This window comes from Nostoc paludosum FACHB-159 (genome assembly GCF_014698835.1).
Lineage (GTDB): Bacteria > Cyanobacteriota > Cyanobacteriia > Cyanobacteriales > Nostocaceae > Nostoc > Nostoc paludosum.
This window is the reverse complement of record NZ_JACJTU010000055.1, coordinates 1-24,233: the sequence shown is the minus strand read 5'-3', so window position 1 is coordinate 24,233 and position 24,233 is coordinate 1. Positions and strand designations below refer to the sequence as shown.

Annotated in this window: 24 protein-coding genes and 1 pseudogene; 12 read left to right on the top strand and 13 right to left on the bottom strand. The window is 42.1% G+C overall.

The genetic code is table 11. The features are described from left to right. Nucleotides 1-70: 70 nt before the first annotated feature. The 5 genes from H6H03_RS40750 to H6H03_RS32630 all read right to left on the bottom strand — a co-directional run bounded on the left by H6H03_RS40750 (nt 71) and on the right by H6H03_RS32630 (nt 4,336). Entirely contained in the window at nt 71-1,429 is a 1,359-nt protein-coding gene (locus H6H03_RS40750) for a TIR domain-containing protein (RefSeq protein WP_242058100.1), read from the bottom strand. A 6-nt stretch (nt 1,430-1,435) separates the two neighbouring features. After that, nucleotides 1,436-2,374 carry a CBASS oligonucleotide cyclase gene (locus H6H03_RS32645; protein WP_190959181.1) on the bottom strand — a complete coding sequence of 313 codons (939 nt, stop codon included), beginning with the start codon at nt 2,372-2,374 and terminating at the stop codon, nt 1,436-1,438. Nucleotides 2,375-2,379: 5 nt separating this feature from the next. Then, nucleotides 2,380-3,378, bottom strand: coding sequence for a hypothetical protein (locus H6H03_RS32640; protein ID WP_190959180.1), 999 nt, complete (start codon nt 3,376-3,378; stop codon nt 2,380-2,382). Continuing rightward, nucleotides 3,356-3,931, bottom strand: coding sequence for a 7-cyano-7-deazaguanine synthase (locus H6H03_RS32635; protein ID WP_190959179.1), 576 nt, complete (start codon nt 3,929-3,931; stop codon nt 3,356-3,358). Before H6H03_RS32635 ends, H6H03_RS32640 begins: the two co-directional genes overlap by 23 nt. A 138-nt stretch (nt 3,932-4,069) precedes the next feature. Beyond that, nucleotides 4,070-4,336, bottom strand: coding sequence for a hypothetical protein (locus tag H6H03_RS32630; protein WP_190959178.1), 267 nt, complete (start codon nt 4,334-4,336; stop codon nt 4,070-4,072). Between the two features lie 253 nt (nt 4,337-4,589). Between H6H03_RS32630 and H6H03_RS32625 the strand changes: the two genes are divergently transcribed. Continuing rightward, nucleotides 4,590-5,183 (top strand): tyrosine-type recombinase/integrase, encoded by a 594-nt coding sequence (locus H6H03_RS32625; RefSeq protein ID WP_190959177.1) that lies wholly within the window; start codon nt 4,590-4,592, stop codon nt 5,181-5,183. A 73-nt stretch (nt 5,184-5,256) separates the two neighbouring features. Here H6H03_RS32625 and ltrA read toward each other — a convergent pair whose 3' ends face one another. Both ltrA and H6H03_RS32615 read right to left on the bottom strand, forming a co-directional pair. Continuing rightward, nucleotides 5,257-6,930: a group II intron reverse transcriptase/maturase gene (gene ltrA / locus H6H03_RS32620; protein ID WP_190959176.1), complete on the bottom strand. Its 1,674-nt coding sequence runs from the start codon at nt 6,928-6,930 to the stop codon at nt 5,257-5,259. Nucleotides 6,931-8,103: 1,173 nt separating this feature from the next. Beyond that, nucleotides 8,104-8,346, bottom strand: coding sequence for a hypothetical protein (locus tag H6H03_RS32615; RefSeq protein WP_390842912.1), 243 nt, complete (start codon nt 8,344-8,346; stop codon nt 8,104-8,106). Between the two features lie 91 nt (nt 8,347-8,437). Between H6H03_RS32615 and H6H03_RS32610 the strand changes: the two are divergent. The 7 genes and pseudogenes from H6H03_RS32610 to H6H03_RS32580 all read left to right on the top strand — a co-directional run. Next, a pseudogene (locus tag H6H03_RS32610) lies at nt 8,438-8,587 on the top strand (IS5/IS1182 family transposase); the annotation flags it as partial. Between the two features lie 200 nt (nt 8,588-8,787). After that, nucleotides 8,788-10,353: a GAF domain-containing sensor histidine kinase gene (locus H6H03_RS32605; protein ID WP_190959175.1), complete on the top strand. Its 1,566-nt coding sequence runs from the start codon at nt 8,788-8,790 to the stop codon at nt 10,351-10,353. After that, nucleotides 10,353-10,988 (top strand): response regulator, encoded by a 636-nt coding sequence (locus H6H03_RS32600; protein WP_190959174.1) that lies wholly within the window; start codon nt 10,353-10,355, stop codon nt 10,986-10,988. Before H6H03_RS32605 ends, H6H03_RS32600 begins: the two co-directional genes overlap by 1 nt. Nucleotides 10,989-11,300: 312 nt before the next feature. After that, complete coding sequence (locus tag H6H03_RS32595; protein ID WP_190959200.1) at nt 11,301-11,483, top strand: group II intron maturase-specific domain-containing protein; 183 nt, start codon at nt 11,301-11,303, stop codon at nt 11,481-11,483. Between the two features lie 127 nt (nt 11,484-11,610). Continuing rightward, nucleotides 11,611-12,090, top strand: a complete 480-nt coding sequence (locus H6H03_RS32590) for a mannose-binding lectin (RefSeq protein ID WP_190959173.1) — start codon at nt 11,611-11,613, stop codon at nt 12,088-12,090. An 893-nt stretch (nt 12,091-12,983) separates the two neighbouring features. Next, complete coding sequence (locus H6H03_RS32585; protein ID WP_190959172.1) at nt 12,984-13,736, top strand: ParA family protein; 753 nt, start codon at nt 12,984-12,986, stop codon at nt 13,734-13,736. Continuing rightward, complete coding sequence (locus H6H03_RS32580) at nt 13,736-14,695, top strand: ParB/RepB/Spo0J family partition protein (protein WP_190959171.1); 960 nt, start codon at nt 13,736-13,738, stop codon at nt 14,693-14,695. Before H6H03_RS32585 ends, H6H03_RS32580 begins: the two co-directional genes overlap by 1 nt. A gap of 129 nt (nt 14,696-14,824) precedes the next feature. Here the strand turns inward: H6H03_RS32580 and H6H03_RS32575 are convergent, their stop codons facing one another. The 6 genes from H6H03_RS32575 to H6H03_RS32550 all read right to left on the bottom strand — a co-directional run bounded on the left by H6H03_RS32575 (nt 14,825) and on the right by H6H03_RS32550 (nt 21,379). Further along, complete coding sequence (locus H6H03_RS32575; protein WP_190959170.1) at nt 14,825-16,891, bottom strand: DEAD/DEAH box helicase; 2,067 nt, start codon at nt 16,889-16,891, stop codon at nt 14,825-14,827. An 85-nt stretch (nt 16,892-16,976) separates the two neighbouring features. Beyond that, nucleotides 16,977-17,492: a hypothetical protein gene (locus tag H6H03_RS32570; RefSeq protein ID WP_190959169.1), complete on the bottom strand. Its 516-nt coding sequence runs from the start codon at nt 17,490-17,492 to the stop codon at nt 16,977-16,979. Between the two features lie 26 nt (nt 17,493-17,518). Beyond that, nucleotides 17,519-19,102: a type IV secretion system DNA-binding domain-containing protein gene (locus H6H03_RS32565; protein WP_242058099.1), complete on the bottom strand. Its 1,584-nt coding sequence runs from the start codon at nt 19,100-19,102 to the stop codon at nt 17,519-17,521. A gap of 6 nt (nt 19,103-19,108) precedes the next feature. Next, nucleotides 19,109-19,789: a hypothetical protein gene (locus tag H6H03_RS32560; protein WP_190959168.1), complete on the bottom strand. Its 681-nt coding sequence runs from the start codon at nt 19,787-19,789 to the stop codon at nt 19,109-19,111. A gap of 32 nt (nt 19,790-19,821) precedes the next feature. Next, nucleotides 19,822-21,000 (bottom strand): relaxase/mobilization nuclease domain-containing protein, encoded by a 1,179-nt coding sequence (locus tag H6H03_RS32555; RefSeq protein WP_190959167.1) that lies wholly within the window; start codon nt 20,998-21,000, stop codon nt 19,822-19,824. Continuing rightward, nucleotides 20,981-21,379 carry a plasmid mobilization protein gene (locus tag H6H03_RS32550; RefSeq protein WP_242058098.1) on the bottom strand — a complete coding sequence of 133 codons (399 nt, stop codon included), beginning with the start codon at nt 21,377-21,379 and terminating at the stop codon, nt 20,981-20,983. Before H6H03_RS32550 ends, H6H03_RS32555 begins: the two co-directional genes overlap by 20 nt. Before the next feature lie 456 nt (nt 21,380-21,835). Here H6H03_RS32550 and H6H03_RS32545 point away from each other — a divergent pair, with 456 nt between their 5' ends. The 4 genes from H6H03_RS32545 to H6H03_RS32530 all read left to right on the top strand — a co-directional run bounded on the left by H6H03_RS32545 (nt 21,836) and on the right by H6H03_RS32530 (nt 24,232). Next, on the top strand, nt 21,836-22,363 hold the full coding sequence (locus H6H03_RS32545) for a hypothetical protein (RefSeq protein ID WP_199339168.1): 528 nt from the start codon (nt 21,836-21,838) through the stop codon (nt 22,361-22,363). Next, nucleotides 22,364-23,140, top strand: coding sequence for a hypothetical protein (locus tag H6H03_RS32540; protein WP_190959166.1), 777 nt, complete (start codon nt 22,364-22,366; stop codon nt 23,138-23,140). After that, the gene (locus H6H03_RS32535; RefSeq protein WP_190959165.1) at nt 23,140-23,874 is read left to right on the top strand and encodes a DUF6753 family protein; all 735 of its coding nucleotides are present in this window, start codon (nt 23,140-23,142) and stop codon (nt 23,872-23,874) included. The genes H6H03_RS32540 and H6H03_RS32535 overlap by 1 nt, the downstream gene beginning before the upstream one ends. A gap of 130 nt (nt 23,875-24,004) precedes the next feature. Beyond that, entirely contained in the window at nt 24,005-24,232 is a 228-nt protein-coding gene (locus H6H03_RS32530) for a hypothetical protein (RefSeq protein ID WP_190959205.1), read from the top strand. The last annotated feature ends 1 nt before the right edge of the window (nt 24,233 follow it).

Here is a 24,233-nt window from a genome sequence, read left to right as displayed (position 1 = left end):
AAATGTATCACGGTGTAAAGTAGTTATGTATTTATGTCTTTCAAACATTGCCTAGTTGGAGACAAACTTCTTACTCATCTAAACGTCGTGCAATTGCTTTTGATAATTCCTCGAAATCTGACTCTTCATGAATGTCTGGTGTTAGCGTATTCATGTTTTTGAGCAGGTTGGTAAGTTCGGCAATGATGTGGCGGATTTTGGTATATAAATCAATTTCTTCTCTAAATCCTTGTAAATTAGCGGCAGAAACACCTTTGATGGCTTCGTCTAATTCTTTAATTTGGTCTTCCCAATGTTTAATATATTTAATTCTTTGAATAGGGTTATAAATCTGGGCATCTGCTAACACAATCGGGAAAATTCGGTTATAAAATTCACCATTGTTAGCAATTTGCACCAGTTCAAACATACAGTTTGGCGATTTTAAATACTTATCACTAATCACAGCAATTACACATTTACCGCGTCCAATCTTTTCCATGAAAGCTTTGATTAGTCCTTTGTAAGCCAAGTCTCGCTTATCTCGAATAATGCTGATACCTTTGGATTGTAAAACTGCGTCTAAGCGATTGACATAGGTTTCACTGTCTCCACCCCAAGCATAGGAGATGAAAATTTCTTTCTCATATTTGGGTTTTTCTCTCTCTTTTTCTAGTTCCTTTTGTAAGTGTTCTTGTTTATCTTCCTCCTTAGTCACAGATTCTAGAGCTTGGATTAACTTTACTATACCTCGTACTACTTCTTTAACAGGTCTTTTGCCTTGACGGGTGGTTAAACCAGAGACCAAACTGCCAACAGTACTGACATCAGAAATATGGACGAAACGATTAGGTTCTCCACGCATTTCCATTGCTAAACGTGAACCTCCTCCACTCCCATCATTGCAGCTAGAGCCAATCTGAAGGTCAAGGGGAATAACAGGTTTACCATTTTCCATGTATAAGCTAGCCAGGTGTTCGACCCCCTCCCCTCCACCAATAATAATGAGGATATCTCCTCGTGGTGCTTGACGTTCCCGACGTAAGGCTGCTGATGCCAAACCTACCTTAAGAAAATTTATTTCAACTGCATCCTTATCTTGAAGGGATTCCCATAATTTGCGTCGGGAATCGGGGATTTGGCTTTCTGTCTTACTTGTTCCTGTTGTATATACTAAACGCTCTGAAAAATCGAAGGTACTGATCAGCCCTTGCTGCAAACAGTCATGTATGGCGCTCAGTGTAGTCCAATCAAAAATGATTGGCAATGAATTACAGTCATTTGGTATTAAGAGAGGTTCTTTGCCAACGCCTGTGATAAACATTGCACCCTCTATTAACAGTGTCTTTACCAGTTCTGCAACCAACTCATGGGCATAACGAAGGATATTTGAGTCTATGCTTGTATTTGCACTACCCGTAATGTGAATTCGTAGTCCTTTGATTAACATTGATAACTATTCTCCAAACCACTCTTGCCATTTTTCTTTAGATTTAAACTTGTCGCTTGCCTCGATTTTATTCGTTAATCTTTTCAAATATGCTGATATATGAGTTCTTGCCTGACTATTTGCTTCTCCTAATGAGTCATCCACGTGTAGTGATTGCCCTGTTTTATCTTTAATCGGTGATTTGACAAGATTGGTTGCCTCGCGGCAAAGATGTGTCAGCATATCTTTATATGTTCTGCTACCCTGGTAGTTTTTGAAGGCTTCAATAGCTAGTGATTCTGCATGGTAGCCAGATATTTTTAGGCTTTTAGGTAGAATATCTTTGACTACTGCCTTGAAAAGTTTGATTGTTGGTACAACTTTTCCAGAGAATTCTTGATTGACAGCAGTTAGCTTACGAGCAAATGAATCAGGACGTACTACATTACTCCATTTACCTGTTTCTGGATTAGAAATTCTTAAACCACTTGCAGTTCTTATGGCTGGTAAAATTTGGATTTCTTGTCCATCTGAATAACGGACTGTTACAGCCAATTTACCTACAGAAACATCAGTATTAGGAAGTCGTTGTTGAATTCGCTGTGCAAAGTAGTCTAAAACTTCTTGAGGAGAATTTTTTTCTAAAGACGTGTTATTAAGAAGTACTAACGTATCTACATCACTCAAACCGTTGATGAATGTATTTTTACGAATTGAACCACCAAATAATAAGTCAACGCTATTTTCTATTTCTGACTCAATCACTTCCTTAAGAACACTTAAATGCTGCTGAGTCGCGTCTACATCTCTATCATTAAATTCCTTTAATGCTGCTTGAAGTAGACTGTTGACTTCTGCGTTATAAGAGGAAGTGTCTGTGCTTTCACCTGCACGTTTGAGCATTTGGCTGATGTCTTCTGAGGAACTACTAGAAGACCAGCTATAACTTCCACCACTGCTACCCATAACTCTTACTCCTCAACTTCTAGTCCAGCATTTTTTATTAAATTAAGCACTTGTGGCATGACCTTTTCCCATGCAGAAAATTCTTGGATAAGTTTTGTATTACAAAATTTATTCATTGCATGAGATAACTGTCTAAGATTTTGAAGGTTTTTAATACTATAAAGTTGATTTAGCTCTGATTCAGAATAATGCCAGTCTTCCTGCATAAGGATAGCTGTTGATTGGTACAAGGTTAGACCGTCAACAAAAGCGTAGCGCAGCCAAGCAAGTCCATCAAATATGTCTGCTCCACAAAGGAAGTATGAAATCATTAAAACTGGGTCTAGGCATCCTAAAATATGGATTGGTATTTCGATACTTTGTTCTTGGAGAGCGGAGCGAATCTTTATAAGATTATGACACCTTTCAAGGATAGAATTACCTAGTTCTTTTTCTGTGATCCCTAATACCGAAAATGAAGTTAGGTGATGACTATATTTGAGTAAGTTATCTATGTTGATTACTGCTGATTCAGGTGTTTCCGGTTTGTAAAGAAAATTTGATGCAAAATATGGATATCGCTGAAAAAGAGATTTAGCAGTTTCTATTTGACTGAGTGTTAATTGATGTTTATCCCAATTGTCATAACTTATGAGAACTAACTGAGATAAAGATTGTAAATTGTCAAGTACAGACTGATGTAATTCTGTAGACCAAGTACGAATAGATGAACTGTCTCTGTTTGCATAGACATCATCTGAAGTAGCAGTTAATTTAATTGCTTGAGTTTCATAACCACCACTGTCTATAAAAATAATATCAGAGGCATAAATATCCATTTCTTGCATTTCATAATAGATATCATAAGCACTGAGAAGTGAGACATCAGAAATATAGTCTTTTAGAGATGTGTAAATTTCTTTAAATTCAGTAAATCCCCGGCTGGAAAAGGATGGAACAATGAGGGGAGTAGAAACATCAATAATAGAAATCTGACGAACTTTACAGGTTTCCGAGACTCTCATCCAATGCTCTCCTGTCTAAACATGATGGGCATTCTCCACAGGGAATATCACCACGACGTTCGCAACTAAACGTAATGTCTATTGGCACTTTTGCATTTTTACAATATTTGAAAATATCTTTTTTGGTGAATTCTATAAATGGAGCTTCTACTTGAACAGAACCAGAAAAATAACCATTAAAAATTCGTTGAATATCTTTTAAAAACTCCTTAGAGCAATCGTAATAAGGTGTTCCGGCATGAATTCCTATAGAAAATCTGCTCTGTTTAGTAGGAAGAATGCTGGCAGATGCTAGCAGTAAGGTTGCGTTGCGACAATGGTATTCTCCCTGAGTGCAAGCAATTTTCAACCCTAAGTCAATTGTCTTAAGGGAGATACTGTAATGTTGAGCTAATGCTAGGACTGCACGGCGTTCTCCTTCAAAGCTGGGTTGGTTGTAGTTATAGTGGACACCCCTGACTGTTGAACCTCGTGAAAGGTAGAAGGCGATTAACGCTGCGGAATCTACGCCTCCGCTAAGTAGTAAATTTACTTGTGCCTCCGATTGAAGCATTAATTATTTGTTTCCCTCTAAGTGTAAAGCTTGAGTATATTTAGCCGCCTTTGATACCAGTTTAGGTACGCATATTCATGCGTTTTTCCCAAAAAATAAATACATAATATATGTATACTACACTTTTCAAGATTGCGCTTAATATAGCCTAATATGCTCGGTTATTGCTTCTGAATACAACTCTGTTGAAGGATCTTCTGTTAGTCTGTCCACCAAATCTTGAAATTGCTGCGCGTGTTCGTGCATGGTTTCTGCAAACGCTTTGATACGTTCTTTTTCTTCCGGCTCTATTTGGTCATTTGTTTCTAAACTCTTAGCCAACTCTTGTATCTGTTTACTATGCTCAATTGATTGTTGAGCATGTTTCTGTGCTTGCTCTATAGTCGGCTTTGAAACTTCATGCATAATGTTAATCCCAACTATCTCTTTCAAAGGACTATAAAATAGAAGCCATCTCGCCTATTGTAACAATTAGTGAAAAACCCCTTACCTGTCGGCACGGGGTCGGGGTCGATGATTTATTTTCTGAGGTCGTTTTCAAGGGTGGCACGTCGTGACGATCGAAAACTAACTACTGATTGTGTCGATATCGCTTAACTCACCACTAATTACGGTCAAATGGTTGTAGGCTGTGGATCACAGGGTCAACAGTCTTGTAATGAAAATCAATCGGTACGGACGCGCTAAGGTTCTTACTCAGTCAGAGATACAGCTAATTTTCAGTGATGGCTTAGACAATGACCGCGATCGCGCTTTGTTCGGTGTCTGCCTGTTTAGCGCTTGCCGTATCCGTGAATGCTGTACCCTGTTCACCCAAGACATCTACACACCCAAGGGCAATGTCAGACCCCGGCTGGTGATTCGGAAAGCAAACACGAAGGGGAAGCTGGCTACTAGGTCAATCCCAGTGATTGAAGACTTACGGCGGTTACTGGTTGAATACTACCCACTGGCCGGAGAGATTTATTTGTTCCCCGGTCGCAGTGATGGACACATCAGCGAAGACTCAGCCGCTAGGATTTTGAGAGGAGCTTGCAAACAAGCTGGGATAATTGGCGTGAGTAGTCACAGCTTCAGGCGTACCGCGCTCACCCAGATGAGTAACGCTGGCATACCGTTGAGAGTTATTCAGGAAATTTCGGGGCATCGGAATTTGGAGCAGTTGCAGAGATACTTGGAAGTGACTGACGAACAGGTGTTAGGCGCAGCGGCTAGTTTAGCTATGCTGTCAGGGGTCATCGTGGTCGGGTAGCAGGACTATATCGCTATAATCCCGCCCCCTCAGAACCGGACTTGCGCCTTGCAACGCATCCGGCTCAAGCAAGTCATAAACTACAAATTGTTCCAGAATGTATTTGCTGATGGCAGTACAGATGTACGAGTTGTAGGTTGCCGTAATTATCACCACCACCCTGGGATTTTGGCTTTTTATGATGAAGATGTAACTCTTCATCATTTAATAGCGATTCCCCGCAGACAGGACAGACATATTGTTGCCTTTGGGCTATCTTCTGCCTACTTTTGATTAATTCGGATTTAGTTTTAGCTTCTTGCCGTTTAATCCAGTAGTCCCTTAATTTGGGGTCATCGGGTGATGATTTACCTTTAACAAGAATGTGCCTTTTAATCTTGAAGTAAGTAAATTTCAACATATAGGCTCCGGTTTGTTTATTACCAAAAACCCATCGGTCAAATGGTCTATCAAGATTTAGATATCCCCAGTATTTAGCCTTACACCAGCTATCAGATTTATTGCGATGAGTGCGTTTGGCATACATTTTCTGTTTCTCATATAACCAGTGGTCAAGAGAATTGAAAATTTTTGAGGATACCCCAATTCGGAAGTAATTCGCTTGTCCCCGAATAATCGGGTTGAGCTTTTTAATGACTGCATCTGTTGACTTACCTTTACAGTTAAGCCATTCAGAACGCAGTTTACTCCGAATATTTAGCACAGACTTTTTACTAGGTTTGATTAACAGCTTCCATCCAGTTTTAGTAGTTTGGTCTTTGTAGTGTCTGATATTGAAACCCAAAAAGTCAAACCCTTCTGTGAGATGCGATATTTTGGTTTTCTCCTGAGAGAGGGTAAGCCCTCTAGCTTGCATCCAGTTATTCAGGATTTGAAGAACAGTTTTTGCATCTTCAAGTGTTTCACAGAATACCACAAAATCATCGGCGAACCTCACCAAAGCTCTAGATGCACGGAGTTCTCCGTCTTTATTATATTTAACTCCCAAGGCAGATTCCATACCGTGCAAAGCTATATTTGCTAACAACGGACTGACAACAGACCCTTGCGGTGTACCAGCATCTGTTGGATGCCATGAACCTGCTTCCATATATCCTGCTAGTAGCCACTGTTTAATTAATTCACGGGCTGGAAAGCCTGTTAAAAGCTCTAACAGAAAATTATGTGAGATGTTGTCAAAACATCCTTGAATGTCTGCATCTACCACCCATTTCTTCCGTTTATTCGGACGTGCGAGGTTATAGATACTTTCAATGGCATCATGGGGGCTACGTCCTGGTCGGAAACCGTAACTTGACCTTTCAAAAATTGCTTCCCATTCGGGTTCTAAGGCATTTTTAACCATTGCCTGGATGGTACGGTCTTGTATTACTGGAATTCCTAAAGGTCGTTTCTTTCCATTAGCTTTTGGGATGTAAATTCGTCGTGCTGGTGATGATTTCCAGGGGGAATAATCAGTTAATTTATCTACTAACTGACCCCTGGCTGTAGCAGTTTTGACTACTACTTTATCTATTCCTGGTGTGTTTCGACCTCTGTTATACTGCGTCACTTTTCTAACGCTAACTAGGCGATTAGAATAGCTGCGTAGCATCAGTTTCTGGAGAGAGCGTACCTTTTTCAGTTTGCCCTCAGTTTTTGCCCTAAAGATTCGCTGTCTCAAATTCCGAACAATCCGATTAGCTTTGCGCCAATTAACACAATTCCAATCAGTCTGTCCCTTGGTTCGGTTTACAGTTGCCTGCATCTAACTTACACCTCGGTTTGAAATCATTACAACGGATATTGGTTGACTCACCTGCTTCCCGTCAGCACCCTTTCAGGTTAGACATCTGTCTTATCCACCGGGTTATGGATTCCCCGAACCTTTCGGCTGGTGGCTTTCGCTTTTGGAAGCATCCTTGACCCACTGAAGAATTAGGCTTCCCTTACGGGTTGCTTACTGGGTAAATCCCAGACTTCATTGGGGTTACTACGTTACGCACGGATGAGATGTAATTGGGTAGGGTGTCCTCTCTACACCGGAGTGTTTGGTGTCCCAGTTCAACTAAAATGGGGAGTTGAACCTTGACTGAGTATTTCTGAGGTATTCAGTACATTCACTCGTATCACCGTGTCAGCCTTTTCGATGACCTTTTCTTACGATGCCTCAATAAGGATTCATTTACATTCACCCATCCAATCTTTCCTTTGCCCGGTTACATTTTTAGGCTAAATGCTTCCTTGGGCTTTACTTTCCGCTTCACACACCACCGTTATCAGTGGCGCATGGGAATGTTAGGAACAGCCTTGGACACTAGACTGGAGGAATCGGTTCCTCACTCATCTTCTGGAAGCTTTGTATATAGGGGCTTCCAGCCCTTCGTGCGCCATCGTATCGCACCCATTTTGGGAAAATTGTACGTTAAGGAATACTTTCAGACTCTCAAATCCTTACTATGCTTGACTTACAGACGCTAATTGATTGATTTTTTTTGAATATTGGGGCAGAACTAGGTTTTAAAACTAACTTGCTCATAAACGATGCTTGGGTGCTGTGAATCTGGGTACGGTAGAATCAACTTTTCAGACTACTTCAGGTCAAAAACTTATCCATAAATAGTTCTTTTGGCAATGATCAATGCCACTTCAGAGCTTTAAACCTAAAAAATCAAAAATTTTCAAATTTAAGAAGCTGTAATTCAGTCTGGGCAATAATTGAGGCGATTATCTAAATTTCTTAGCGTGCGATTTTCCCGTTTCGGCACGATGACCCCAACTCATTCTCTAGTTATACTTCAGAATTTCAACTCTCTCTCATGTATGAATGCAAAGTTTAATTTTGTGATTGGCGCAAAAGCCTGAAATTTCGTTAACTTTTTTCTAATTTATGGTTCAAAATTTTTCTCATATTATGATTCAAAGCATACTTATCCCCACTTCACTCAACCCATCTACCAGATTTTTCAACACTGTTCTCATTGATGCTTTTAACCACAAGCTCATTGCTACCACCAAACAAATCACGCTTAGGTGTTGGTAAAGCTCGCTTCCTTTCTTCATTACTGTGTGTGTCTGCGATCGCTTGCGTAATTGCCTTTGCTGGTATAGCTGTTTCTAAAGCTTTGAGTACTGTACCCGACTCAATTGCTGACGAGATCAGTGAGAATTCTTTGAGTTGCATTCAACATCAGTACACTTGGGTAACAACTCTCAGTCTACCTGCTTTTGAGCTTAACCGAACCGTATTGGGGTGACTTCCTGCCTTAGGCATCCAATTAAGAATTGTCTTTGAACACGTTAACCGTCGGCTAAAAATCTTCAATATTTTATCTAATCAATACCGAAATCGCCATTACAAATTTGGCTTAAGGTCTAATCTGATTGCCGGAATCTATAATTATGAATTAGCTTTAAAAGCTTAAATACAGCATAATTAATCATCATAATTCAGCAAATAAATAATTGCTGAATCATTTCGTTATCTCAACTTTTTAGGTTAGGATTCTCCAACAAAAGTTAATATTAGAGATTTTGTAAATTGTGGCTATTTGAACTTATTGACAATAAAATCAGGAGAAAAAATGAGAAAATAAATCTTAATTAAATAAGAATGCCAAAAAATATGAATGACCGAAAAGAAAACTTAGAGAGTAAAAACTCAGATTACTTAGGAATTATAGCAGTTAAATCAGCAAGTTTGCTCAATTTTTACCAATGCTCTGCTTGTCGAAAATGGCCGTTACCTAACCTGTTGCGAACAATAGTAGGGGAAACAGTGATTGAAAAACCAACTTACTACGATAGTTCCAGAATTTCTGACAGTGGCCAATTAATTTACGGTAAGGGGCATTACTTCCCGATTAGAGACAAAGCAGAAGTGGTACGAGAAATTGTCAAAATTAGGACTAACTTTTCTGATTTATTGGCAGCACAGCAGAAATTACAGCAAGAGCGTGATCATGCTGCTACTAAACAGATCAAACTCCTGGAGACAATCGCGCAAGTAGCAAATTTGTTGTTGCAAGCGTCCGATTACACTTCCGTGCTACCTCATGTAGTGCGGCTATTAGGCGAAACAGTGGGGAGCCATCGGTGTGGTCTTTCACAAATACTGATTGTTCCAGCGTCAGGAAAACGTATGGTTAGGGCCGTGGCGGAATGGTGTCAGCCAGGAGTCTCCACGTCAATCGAATGTACGCCTGATTTAGAACTAGGCCTGCCCACAGAGATATTTGCTGACTTGGGTGTTCAGATTTTGTATGGAGAGATTGTTAATGTTTTAATCGCTGATTTACAACCCCCTGTTCGTGATGTGTTTGTCGGGCAAGGCAACACTTCAATGCTACTTGTTCCAATTATGATGCAGGAGGACTGTTGGGGTGTGATTAGTTTTGATAACTGCGGAGCGCCTCGATTATTTGATACAGCCGAAATTGCCATTCTGAGAATTGCCGCCGATAGTATTACAGCCGCAATTGAACGTCAGCAACAAGAGAAAGCTTTGTTGCAGGCAGAACAGGAGAAGCAAGCGGCGATCCAAGCAAAACAGTCTGCCATCTTAGAAGAACGCAACCGTATGGCACGGGAGATCCATGATGTTCTTGCCCAAGCATTTACTGGTGTGGTTGTAAATCTTGAAGCAGCAAAAATGATCACCCCTCAAGATGCACCCCTACAGCCGCTCCTGACTCAAGCACAAGATTTGGCACGGGCTGGGTTAGTCGAAGCCCGGCGCTCGGTTTGGTCGTTGCGCCCGCAAGCTCTAGAGAACAACAACTTGCGGAGTGCATTGGAACAGCTATTACAAGCCCTGATTCATAACACCTTGATTCAAATTCACCTACAAATTCAGGGGATAGAATGTGCGATCACGCCAGAGGTGGAAACTCATTTATTGCGAATTGCTCAAGAAGCCATCAATAATGCCCTCACTCATGCTCAAGCCAGCACGATTCAAATTGAATTAACGTTTGGCACTCAAAAAGTCGAATTATGCGTGCGCGACGATGGGCAGGGATTTGAGCCAATGGCTGTTCGAGGACACGGCTTTGGGCTGATAAGTATGCAAGAGCGGGCTGACTGTATCAACGGGGAATTCACCCTCACCAGTCAACCAGGTTGTGGAACAATGGTTCTTATTACTGCGCCACTGTCTGCTAAGAGCAATGCTCCGATTCGGAGGTCGTGATGAATCAGAATCCCCTAATCCGCGTGCTGATTGCTGATGACCATCCAGTTGTGCGTACAGGACTTGCAGCTATCCTGGAAATTCACCCAGAAGAAAACATTGTGGTGGTTGGGCAAGCCAGTGATGGACAAGAAGCAATTGATCTGTTCACCCAACTGCAACCAGATGTCACCTTAATTGATCTACGAATGCCAAAAGTAGATGGAGTAGGAGTGATCATCGCCATTCGCCAACGATTTCCCACGGCAAAGTTGGTGATTTTAACGACTTATGACAGCGAAGAAGATATTTATCGCGGACTCCATGCTGGAGCAAAAGCCTATTTGCTTAAAGATGCGCCACATCAGGACTTGCTCAACTGCGTCCGCGCCGTTCACTCTGGAGAGTCCTTCATTCCACCCAAAATCAGCACCAAGTTCTTTCAACGCATGAACCTGCCAACTTTGAGTGAACGAGAACGCGAAGTAGTGCGCTTGATCGCAACAGGTCGGACGAATCAAGGAATTGCAGAGGTCTTGGGAATCAGTGAAGGTACAGTCAAGTTTCACGTCAATAATATTCTTTCAAAGTTACAGGTGAATGATCGGACTGAAGCCGTTATCTTAGCTCTGAAGCGCGGCATCATCACTCTGTAAAAACTTTGCACGTAACAGTCCAACAGGCATAGATATAGCGTAAATACTGTTGGCGAATGCAATACATATTTGTATTTTCAAGTACAACGTAAGTTCAAACCTTCAATCTGTGGTTGTGGCTTTTAGTTGTAACACTTTTGTTTATGCGTTTGTAACACTTTCGCCAATAGCATCAGATCCGGCTCCATACCAAATAGTTAGTATTACCTGACCAATAGTTAGGGTCGAGTCCCCATCGACTTAGTGTAGTCAAAACCTGGCAGTCATCCTAGTTGTAAAACTGAGAGAAAGACTAGCGACAAAGTCAAGCAAATTGCCTACAGTAAGCAGAAGATAGGTAAATTGATTGATGGGCATAAGTCAGTACCACAATCTGATTTAATCGCTCATTTAAATCCCGTCATCCGTGGATGGACAAACTACTACTCAGGTGTCGTTAGTAAACGCATATTTAACCAGGCTGATACAACATTATTCAGCCAGCTAAAAGCATAGGCAGAACATCGTCACCCCAATAAATCTTCCCGATGGAGTTATCAAAAGTATTGGCAAACTGTAGGGTCTGATAATTGGGTATTTAAACCCCATAACTATCAAATAATGAGAGTGAGGATTGTAGATAATGAAAAAAACAAAATTACTTTTAGTACAGTTAAGTACTACATTTGTAATATTTTTAGTAGTTATAATTTTCAATTCTTTGAATAATAAAGCTATAGCTTGGAAAGATAATTTTATGGCTACTTGTAAAAATATTAGTCTCTCAGATAATAATAAAATGCGTCACGTAAGATTATTTGCTGATTGTAGAACATTTAATAAAGAATATACTAGAACATCAGTAAATTTAGATGAGAGTATTTGGAATGAAGATGGTCGTTTAACTTGGGATGTTTTTAAAGGTTATGGTAATTTCTCTCGTAGCTGTTACAATATACGCTTAAATAGAAACGCTGTCTTATACGCGACTTGTCGAAAAGTAAACGGAAGATGGAAAGAAACTGTACTTCCTTTAAATAAAATATATCATAATCATGATGGTGTTTTAGGAATCGATAGTATTTGGAATGGTATGCCTGGTAGGTTGCGAGGACAATACTAGTCATCAATGAACTTTTAATAACTAAATCTGTGTGTACAGCACTTATTTAAGTCAAAATCTCCTCAAATGGCATCCAACCATTTTGGAACCATTTACGAACTAACGCGCGAACCATTTGCGAACTATCTTAGAACTGTTTTCAAGTCAAAATTTTTTTCACGGGTCAAAAACCTGGGTTTTAGAACCATTTGCGTACCATCGCGCGAACTAGGGTAGCCGCCGAGATACGTGCAAAAAGAGACACGTTGTAAATAAATATTGCAAATAATCCCTTGTTAATTTACTAACTTGCCCAAAAATGATAATGGGCAAATCAAACTTTTGCACGATAAAACCAAGCTTTCACCTCTTTTTGTCCCTGACACTTGCCCAAAAATGACCCTCTTAGGGAATGTCTTCATTTGAATAGCCAAGTTTTGGCTGAGGCTGAAACCACGGTAAATCAAGGTTTTTGGCACTTAGCTTTACAAAACTTTACAACGTGTCCCATTTTGCACATATCTCGGCGGATACCCTATACTGAAAGTCCAATATTGCTCACCAGTCATCTTATCTACTGGTGTTCGTCCGATTTGTATAGAATACCCTTTATATTCAATAATGTTTTGACTGTTCATGATTTTTAGTACAAAAATACTATTAAATTCAGAAAAGTAACATATCATTAATAGATAAAAAAATCAAGATATATACTATTATTTTTTGTAATTTCTGCTTTAGTAAAAAAATATTCAATCCTTATAGCCACGACAGGGCAATACGCCTGAGCAGCATTGGCTCTCAATAACCTTGCTATACAAGGATTGTGACACCAACTGAGAGTATAAAAGTACCAGTTTCACTCATTTAGGTTATGCTGGCAATCAAATTAGATGCAGAGTACCAGTAATTAAATGAGTCGGGTCATCGCATTCTTCAATCAAGCAGGAGGGGTTGGTAAAACGACCCTGACCATGAACCTGGGCTATCAAGTGCTGTTACGGGGTCACAAAGTTCTTCTCATTGACCTTGACCCCCAGGCTTCCCTAACTTCTTTTATGGGTCTTGACCCAGAAAAATTAGACAAAACTCCTTTTGATGCACTTATAAATGAGGAACCACTATTCATCCAGCCAAAACAGCATGGTATGGATATAGCTCCTACTAATATCAACCTCAGCGTCGCTGAAATTCAACTCGTTAACATGGATTTTCGTGAAGTCCGGTTGAAAGAGGCTATTGAGCCAATTCGCAATGGCTACGACTTTATCCTCATCGACTGCCCACCCAGTTTAGGGCTGTTAAGTTATAGCAGCCTTGTCGCTGCCTCTCACTTGCTCATTCCCATTGAAACCCACTACAAGGCTTTCCAGGGAACAAATCTATTGCTGCAAACTATAGCCCAAGTAAAAAAAAGGGGAAATCGCCACTTAAAAATAGCTGGGTTCATTCCTTCTCGCTATGCTGCTTCTAACTCCCAAGACCAACGCACCCTCAAAGCTATCTCAGAACAATTTTCTGACATTGCCCCCGTTTACGATCCAATTCCCAGGGCTACAGCTTTTGTAGATGCTTCTGAACAACAAGTACCCTTAGCTGTCTACGATCCCAAGCATCCAGTTCTCAAAATATTAGACAAGATAGCAGAAAAAATGGAGCAATTATAATGGCCCGACCCCGCAAAACAGAGCAACCTTACAAAGCCAAAGCTGACATCAGTGTGTTGATGGGTGCGGAACTACCCTTGACAGAGCCTTCTATGTTGCCAATTGACTCTATCTCTTTACCTGATAGCCAACCTCGCCGTTACTTCGACCCGGTGAAGACCGAGCAGCTAATTCAATCTATCAAAACTCACGGAGTTTTAGAGAACCTACTTGTCCGTCCCCTTCCTAACCAAGAAAATCAGTACGAGTTGGTAGCAGGAGAAAGACGCTATAGAGCAGCTATCGCGGCTGGACTCAAGGAAGTTCCTGTTACTATTCGTGAACTCACGGCTGAACAAGCACTCTCGCTTGCTCTGGTAGAAAACTTGCTACGTGAAGACCTCAATCCAGTAGAAGAGACAGAAGGCATATTGCAACTGCTGGCTATCCGGCTTTCTGTGCCAGTAGCCGATGTCCCTAATCTACTTTACCGGATGCAACATGAAGCCAAAGGGAAAGTTGCCCAAAACGTTTTGGGCAATGAACAAGGACAGACAATAATGGCAGTTTTTGAGGAATTAGGAAAGCTAAGTTGGGAATCTTTTGTCTCTAGTCGTCTGCCACTGCTGAAGTTGCCAGCAGAGATTTTATCAGCACTCCGAGCCGGGAAAATCGCTTACACCAAAGCTCAACTGATTGCCAGAGTCAAAGATCAACAACAGAGACATAATCTGTTAGAAGAAGCGATAGCCGCCGATTTATCTTTTAGTGAAATTCGAGAGCGAGTTAAAGCACTACAACCTGCAACAGATTCCGAGTCGCCGCAAGCCACAATTCAAACTATTACCCGTCGCATTACGCAGTCAAAAGTTTGGGAAAACCCCAAAAAATGGAAACAAGTGCAGACACTCTTGAAAAGGCTGGAAGCCTTAGTTACAGATGAAAAGGATTTTGAACAGACAGATTCTCAGTCAGAGTGAACGGCATCTTTAGTGAGCATTAACCTAACGAATTTGATAGTTGTGTTTTGTTTTCAACCTGGAACTTAGCTGTAATAAAAATTGCCCAAAACGTTTTGGGCAGTATCCAGAGGCAGCCGCAATGCTTTCTTAAGCAGCCGACAGTTGACTGATTGGTACTTTGTGATGTATACCCTCAATTTCAGCCTGCTCCTCATGGACATCTACACGTATCACTCTAAAAGGCTGCATCCATTCCAAATAGCCAGGACATTTAATCCAGGTAACAACAACTCCTGGTCTAATTTCCCTGTCGAGTGCTTCACACATCGCTAAAGAAAGCAACTCTAACATATCTCGCCCATAGGTTGTGTTGGCGTAATATTCACACTTGTTGCGGTAAAGGAATTTGATTTCCTCAACATCCTTTATTGGCTTACTCAGCCCCAAAATTGACCACCAAGGCTGATAATCTGGATTTGATTTGTCGCCAAATTCCCGATACATCATCAGCCTAATCCACTCATTGCTCAAGCGATCGTCTTTATGACTGCACTCTTGACGTAAAAATCGTATATAAAGCTGTTGATGATAGAGCATCAACTTAGTATCGCCCTGGAATATAGCATCCATGCACCAAGAGTTAGGTATCTGGTACTTAAATCGCTTACTGAAATTCGCTTCTATTTCTAATATTCCTTGTTTTTCCTTCCAGTAGGCATTGTAAAGGTACTTACGCAGGTACTTGGCTTGTTTCTCCTGTTCGGGACTGAGGATTTCACCAAAAGGTCTAGGTGGTGGGGCAATTTTGATTTTTTTAGGAAATATGTAACCACAATTGGGACAGACCCCAAGCATTGCTGGAATAATTTCACCACAATTCGGGCAGGTTTTTAGTTCTATTGACTCTTCTTCTTTAACAGTTTCCTTTGAGCCTCTGGGACACAAAGGAGTTGTAAATCGTTTGGTGTGCAGTCCCAGGCGTTTAAAATTCTCGGCAAAGTCGAGAAAATAGCAATTCTCCTTGCCTTGTGATAGCCTCAGTCCCCTACCGCACATTTGCACTAATAAGGCGCGGCTTTTGGTGGGTCTGGCCAGCAGAACAGCTTCAACGGTGGGTTCGTCAAAACCCTCACAAAGGACATTGACTGATATGAGAATATGTGTGGTACCATCCTGAAATCTTTCAAAGATGGCATCCCGTTCTTTTTCTGGTGTTGCTTCAATGATGCACTCAGCAGTTATCCCACTAGCACGAAATTTGGCGGTGATATCTAAAGCTTGGTTGACACCAGCGCAGAATACGATGGCTTTGCGTTCTGGACAAATTTCTTGATAACGCTTGACTACTTCACGGTTGTAAACTGGAGTGCAGACACTTTCCATTGATTTTTGGGTAAAGTCGCCATTGCCGCCAGTGTCGAGCTTTTTAAAATCGATTAGCCCATCATAGCCAAACTGCCTACTGCGTACCAAGTATCCCATGTCGATCAGTTCCTGGGGATATGGTGCGCGGACGAGTGCTTGAAATAGATGGCAATATCCTTCTGTAGCTTTGGTGCGCCAAGGTGATGCGGACAACCCTACAAAAAAGCATTTAGATAGAGCTAGTATCTTGCCGCCATAGGTGGGTACTACTTTTTCACTATACAACTTGTAAAAAGCTGTAGTATGCACTTCGTCGGCAATGACTAAGCCGATATCAGGTGGTAGTTCTCGATTCTGTAAAGTCTGTACCATTGCCACTTGTACTAGAGAAGAGTAGTCTGGCAGTTCGTCCCATCCAGCCCAAATGACACTCGGCTCAATTCCCTGAGTAAGTAGAGTTTTGACTGTCTGCTTTACGAGTTTGGCTCTATGGACAAGGAACAGGACTCGGCGACCTTTTTTGACTGCATCAACAATCATTTTTGCTGCCAGTACTGTTTTGCCTGCTCCTGTGGGTGCGTAAAGCAGAACGGCTTTGATGCCTTTGCGAAAAAAAGCGTAAACTTGGGCAATAGCAAGTTGTTGATAGTCCCGCAATTTAATTGATGCAGATTGAGCAGCACCCGCCGTCACTATGGGGGTCGGCAATAAGCCACTGTGTTGATGAATTGGCTCCCCAGTTCGGTTGACTGAAACTAAGTTTGAGCTATTGGGTTTTCCGACAAGTAGCGACTGCCTTTCAAGAGTGTCAGTTTCAACCACTTTGTCAGTTATTGCCTCTAGCTGCATAATTTACACCCGTAATACTTTGTCAAGCTTGGATATTTAAAATGTAGCGTTTTGCTTCATTTCATTGGTCTTAACGTTTAAGTTCTTACTGCGTTGAAAGCTGAACATTAATGTAGTGCCATTCTGGAAATAGCCATTGTCTTGGGTCTATTTCCTGTTCCACCTGACTGTATACTTTTTGCAACTGTGCCGCCGTTACAGTATCTCCTTGCCTTTGATACAAATATGTGGCTGTTTTTAAATGGTTCAACCCTGTCTGCTTGAGTTTAGCTCCTACTGGCTGCTTTCTTTGCTGATAGAACCAATTAAGTAGTTGAATTTTAGCCAAGAGAAAATGTGCTTTGGCAGAATTGGGATTAACTTTAAGCATCTGCTGATAAATAGCGATCGCCTCATTGTTGTCACTAATATTAGCCTCTCTTAGCAGTTCATTCTCGGCTGTTGCTCTTACTGCTGGTGAGGATTGGCGTTTACTATCAGTCTGTGACAATAAATGTTCGATTTTGGATTGACGGGAATTTGCATAATTTTTGGGTAGTTCAGTCAACGACCCAACTAACAAGCCCAAGATACAAGCTTTGGCTAAAAGACCACGAGACATAAACATCATTTGCACCCTCTCAATTGTCAAATAGCAGCATCTACAAATCTCGGAGCTTTGGGAGCATAGTCTGTTGGGGTTACTTTGACTCTTGCTGGTTTTGTACCATCAGCAATTAATAAATATCCTTCCAGGGGTGGCAGTGCTTGCAACTCACTGGGTAGTACAGCAAAAGTTTCTCGTATTTGCTGATTAACAGAACGTGTTTCACTGAACCAGCTGTTACTACTTCTGCCTTGAGTCGTTTCTAAGCGTTCCTGTCCACCAATCAATTTGGAGCATAATTCAGCCGTGTTGTAATCCCGGCAATTAAGGATGAGTTTGGTGCAACAGCCCTGGAGGATGGTTTGCATCCCGTACTCCCCGTAAATGTTGGCTATCTGTCCTGTAAGTTGAGTACCGAGCATTCCGATACCTGAGAACTTCCGCCCCTCTGCTAATAAACGCTCTAAACCAACCAGCTTACCCAGTGCTGAGAGTTCGTCAATGCAAATCACGGTTTTGATGTGGTGGTTCTCATTGCTCAACAGTCCCCTGAGCATTAATGAAAATGCCATTGTGTACAGAGGTTTAAAGAGTTCAGCCTCATTTTCAAATATCGGTAAGAATATCCAGCGCGGATCATCTTCTCTTCCCCATCGACTCCAAGAAAAGTTAGCTGTGGCTTGATTGTCAGCTAGGACTTTATAGAATCGCAGATAGTTAATGGCTGAACTTTTAATGCCTGCGGCTGTGTTTTCTGCTTCTAGGTAAGTGGCGCTTAATGTCCCAGTCAGTAAGTCTTTTAAATCTTGCAAGGGTCTTTTGGCCATCATCTCCCAAACTTCAGCGTTGTTATATGTTTGGGCGTACAAATCAGACAACAACCCTTTGGCGGCTTCATTCCAAAACGGATCTTTGGCATCTGGGTTGGGAGGAATTAAACCAGCGGCTATAGTTTCAAAATCAATCCCTTCGCTGCGGTGGCTCCAGTGAACTGTTCTGCTGTCTCTGGGGTTGTAGATTAGGGTATTGCGATCGCTGAATTTTTCCAAAATTTCGCCTGACCTGTCCAAGCAGATAACGCGGTAGTCTGGGCGCTGGCGCATAATGTCAAGCATTTTTAAAATGGCTTGGGTCTTGCCGGAACCGGGGGAACCCAAGAACAGAAATGATAATGGCGCTAGGTCGTCTGGTAGTTGAATATCTGCAATTTCTAATTTGGGAAGTGTCGGCGGTGGCGTTTGCTGCTTTCTTTGCATCACTTGTTCTTTGTGACGCAGTTGTTTCTGTAGCTGTTTTGGTGTTTGCAGTTGGGAACCGCGCACAACTCCCGACACCAATCTTTCTGGAATCACCGCAAGCACTAAGCCCAAAATTAAGTTGTAGCTCCAAAAGTTCTGCCAACCTACAAAAGGTGTGAGTAGCAGTTCAATTGCGGATATCCCTAGACCAATTTTTAATGCCAGTTCTTTACTAGTAGCAACCGACGATACATAGATACCACAGAGCATCATAGGGAAAATAGGCCCGCTGATTTTAGCTATACCGTAAGCTACAGCACCGAAGAAAAATGCTATGCCCAAGCCTACTAAAGCTGATGGGTCAGGTTGTTGATTTTGACCAAACATTTGCTCTTACCGATTTAAGTCTTGATTAATTTGTTTGGATTGTTCTGGTGTTGCACTTTTCGCCCTGTTATGTGCGATGCGTTCGTCTAAGGTCATCTTTGAGGGGTCAACGCGCTCCTGGTGGGTTTCTGCATCTGGACTGCTGGGCTGTAGGAGTGTTGAGTTTAAGGGGAGATTTTCATCCAAGTTTTTCTCTTGGTTCTCTGCTTCTTTACTCCCCTGCTTTATTTGTTCTGGTTCTGGTGTTGGGGGTGTACTCAAGGAGTCGCGTTGAGCGCGAATTGCTGCCAGCCTCGAATCTAATGTGGGGCGTTCTGGGGCTGGGTCTGATTTTGTGAGGTCAAGCCCTAGTCGGCCGAATACTGCTAAACCTGCTGGGGTGATGTTCTTTCCCTTGTCTCCTAAGCCGGGAATCTGCTCTGAAGCAGGTTCTAAATAATAAGAAGCTGGGAGGTATCCAAATTCTTTGCCCAGCTTGGGAGAGTTAGCGTGTTTGTTGAGTTCTTGAGGGTCGGTTCGTTTATCGGTTTCGGGGTCAGGTTTTTGTGATTGAAGCTGGTTGTTCTGTTGGTTAACCGTTGACTGCTGCTGGATGAGTCTTAACTGCTCAATTGTTAAATCTGGTTCTTGCTCTTGTTTTTGGGCAGAGGTGCGTTTTGGTTGAGGATGGTCTGGGCTAGAGCTCATGGAAATGCCTCTCAGTTTTTTTGGTGGTTGATTTATCTGCTCAATCCGCGTCGAATGGGCTTTTGTTCTTGTTTCTCTGACTCATCTATTGCCAATTCCACTAACTGTTTGAATTCTGATTGGGTGCGCTGTATTGAACCATTTTTGATGATGTCTTTGATATCTTGAACTGATTGTTCTTGGTTGATTAAATGGCAAATGATTTTTCTATCCCGGTCGTTGGGTGACAGTGCTGTTAGCTTCAGAGTCAGTGATAGCTGTTGATATCTCTGCTGCCAGTGGTTCAGTTCAGGTTGATTTTGAGGTTCTTGTTCAGCGTTCTCTTGATGCTCCTTAGATTTAAATGATTCAACTGGTTTTGACTGTTGTGTTGGTTTGGCAGGATTTAACAGCAGTGAAATAATGCGTGCGTCGTCGCGTTTTGGTTGGTAGTTAACTCCTTTGTGTTTCTGCAATCCGGGGAATGTATAAGCTGCTCCCAAATGTGTGCCGCTAAACTGCTGGTCTTTCCATGAGTATGAGATGCCCTTACTTTTACCATTGCGTGTTAGACCGTGGCGAACTTTCACACCTTCTATTTGGAGCCGTTCAATCAGTTGGGGCATTGTCGGGTTATCTGCGGTGGCGCGGTCGATTAGCTCCTGAAGCTGTTGTTTGATGGGGCGTTCTTGAGGTGTTGGGCGATCGCCACTAATGTATTCTTGTTGTTCTCTTTCTAAGCGTCTTTGTTGCCCAATACTTGGGTTGCGCGATAATTTCTCATGGCTGCTGGGGGTTTGTTGTAAGCCATAATCTTTTTCAAGCTGCCGAATAATAGTTTCACTGCGTTTGTAATCCCAGCCATCATGTACAATCTTCCCGTTATCTAAACGAATGCGGCTGGCGCAAATATGTACGTGGTCATGTTCAGTGTTGCTGTGTCTGTAGACTACATACTGGTTGCTGTCAAATCCCATCTCTTCAAGGTAGCGGTTGGCGATTTCGTTCCAGGTTGCATCGTCTAGCCGCTCGCCGTGTGGTAGTGACAGTGATGCGTGGTACACTACTCTGTCGCCTTCTGGGTTTAGTTGTCGGGAAATTTTAAATTCTCTGGCCAGTGCTATGGCATCGTTGCCACCCATGTTGCCACCAATGAGTTTGGCATCTTCTTGCTTTTCGAGATAGTCCAGTAGTCCGCGGAATCCTCGCCCTTTAGTCTGGTTGCCAATCATCTGTTTCCTCCTCCGATTCTTCGATGAAGGTATTGGCTATTTCTCGTTGGCAGTGTCGTAGCAGTTCTAGAAGTTCTTGTAATAGTTCTGGCGATGCCGGTGGTGGCAGCTGCATTTTAATGGCAGTGTTGGTGGCTTTGGCCAGTTGGTTGATATTGTTGCCGATGCGAGAAAGTTCTAGGTAAGTGGCAACGGTAACTCTGCCCAGTCGCGGCGGTGGTGGTGGGATTGGCCGCAGTAATACACAACGTCTTGTCAACTCTGCCAAGCTCATGCTCGCATCTTCTGCTTTCGAGCGAATCATTTCATACTCAATTGGGCTGAATCGCGCTTGCAACATTTTGGTGCGGATGAGTGACTGAGAAGAACGCTTAGGCATAAGTCAAACCAAATGATGGGCAACTCTTTGAGGGGGTTTCCAAAGCGGGGATACCTCCCCCTTTGGCAAGCCTGCCGAGCCGAGCGCAGCGACGGCACCCCGCAGGGGTAGGCATGGCTTGCTCCAAACCAGACGCGGGCGGGAGAGGGAAGGATGGGGGCAACTGCCAGCGTGGGGACACAGCAGAAAGAAGTGCGGCTACTGCTACGAAAACGAGCTACTCATCACGCGCTTCTTAGGCATGGTCAATTCTTACTGATAACTGTGTGATTTATTTTTGATTAACTGTTTTCTCGTTATCTTACACGTTATTACTAATCACTCTTCAATCATTTACGTTAATATCTGTTGCTGTCTCTTAACTATTTGTTGCATTGATAATTACCTGTCTTTAGATAGATGCTTCAAGGGAAAGTAAAGTTTTAAACATAGACATTAATTGGGTTTTTACTCTTTGTGACTAAAGATAATATTCCTAAGTCGAAGATTCCAGAGGCTCTTGATGCTTTACGGGCTTTAAATGCTAAGGAATTAGATGATATTCCGGCACGAGAGGCTATTAGAAAAATGCGCCGTCAAATTGAACGGGTACTTCGTCTGGGCTATAGCTACGAGGAAGTGTCTAAAACTTTAGCCCCTTTGGATATCAATATCAGTCCCGAACGTATCCGTTATTTACTTAACGATATTAAAAGGTCTACGCGCAAAAAGCCTTCTTCTACTCCGAGTCTTGAGGATAGCAATACTCCAGTTATTGATGAGCCTCTTCAGAGCGAGAATTCTGACAGAACACGAAGCAATACTCAATCTGCCAAAAAACCTGAGTCGAAATCACAAGCAAAATCAAAATCCGCTTCATCAAACTCAACAAACTCAACAAACACTAAAACGGCTCAAAAAATCTCTGATAGTAACGGCAGTGAGTATCAAAATTCCTCTCGCCCTGCTTTTGTGCCTCAATTGATATCAGATGAGGATTTATAAATGGTAGTTAAAGCAAAAGAATCGACTGATTCGGCTGACCAAAAACCGAATAATGAGCCAAAAACTGTTGGGCGATTAGTTTTGGTCACTGGTGATAAGGGCGGGACTGGTAAAAGTGTCGTTGCTCGAATTCTGCTTGATATTTATCGTCACAGAAATATTAACTGTATTGCTTACGAATGTGACCAGTCGAATCCTCAGCTTTATCGGCATTACAATAAGGTGGCTCCTGGGGTGTCAGGGTTGAAACTTAATCAGCGCGGTGGTGCTGATGCTTTGCAGGATGATTTGAAGCGTCTTTCTCCTAAAGTTTCTCTGGTGGATTTGCCTGCTGGGGCTGCTGAGTATTTTGAGTCGGTGGCGAAGGATATTTTTCTTTTTCAGAATGCCCAGCGTTTGGGTTATCGCATCACTATGGTATCGGTTTTGGGTCGGGTAAAGGATAGTGTTTTGCAGTTAAAACGGCTGGTAGATTTCTGTGGCGACCGTGTTGATTATGTGGTTGTGAAAAATCTTTACTGGGGTGATGAACACAAATTTACTCGCTACAACAATTCTAAGGTGAAACAATCTGTAGAAGCATTGGGGGCAATTGAACTTTTATTGCCTGAGTTATATGACGATATTTTTGATTTGATTGACTCGAAGGATCTAACGTTCAGGGAAGCGTTAGAGCATGAAGATTTCAGTTTGAGTAATCAATCGAGAGTTTATGGCTGGATTGATACGGTTGAAACTGAGTTTGCTAAGGCTGCTGTGCAATTGGGGCTAGAGTAATGGCGATCGCAAATGGTAACGGTAATGGCGGAGTATCTCATTTAGATAGGTTGCTGTCAGAAAAGCCGCCAGAATTTCAAGCGAAAGTGCTGCGGTTTGCTATGGATTCTGGGATGAAACAGGATGACCCAGCTTTTAGGTTAGTGCAGTACATCGGTTATTTGGCGCAGTTGACAGAAACTGCACCCAATGATTGGAAATTATTATTTGAAAATTTACAAGATGAGTTAAACGAATGGAGTCAACTGACGGCGGAGCAATTGAAGATTCAAGCCGACCACACGGAGAACATCAAAAATCTAGCGAACAGTTGCAGTCAGCTAGGGACAGCCTTGAGCGCATTAAATCTAACGTCGCAGCAACAGCTCAAGCAATTGACGAGCTTAACCAAACTCTCCGAGAATTTGAACAATACCTCCCCAAGGCAACCAGAGACATTGAGCCAACCGTTGCAAGAACAATTGAACGAGATTCAGGCGAAGATTTCTCTATTGAACCAAAAAGACGCGGAATCAGTCGCTAGAGGTTGGGGTAGAGCTTTTATTATCTGGCTTGTCTCTCCCGTTACATTTTTTATTCTGTTTTGGTTTTATTCACACATTACCCCAATACCCACCCCTGTTGAAACTACTGAGTCTCTACAGAAGATTTTGAAGCAGACTGGCTGGACTAATACCAAGCTTCAACGGGTTGAGAAAAATTTAGGGACAGATCCTAACTCTAGACGGCGGTAAAAATTTGCTGTTGAAACGTGATTTCAAACAACTGTGTCAGCATTACACGAATTAGCCCATACGTGTAACTACGGAATTCACACTCAAAACCATGTGGTATAAATAGAAGGCTGCGCTGACGAGGTAGTACATGGAACCATTAACTGCTGGTGCGATCGCCATTGCGACTGTCATTGCGACTAAGGCTTTGGAAAAAACAGGCGAAAAGGTAGGCGAAACTTTATGGGATAAGACTGGTCAGTTCCTCATAACTGTAACGACCTGCAATACTAATCGCTCAAACCTGCAATCAAGAGATTTTCAAACCAGGATTAACTGCAACTATAATTACGCTTCAGCCAGGATTAATTGCAACTGAA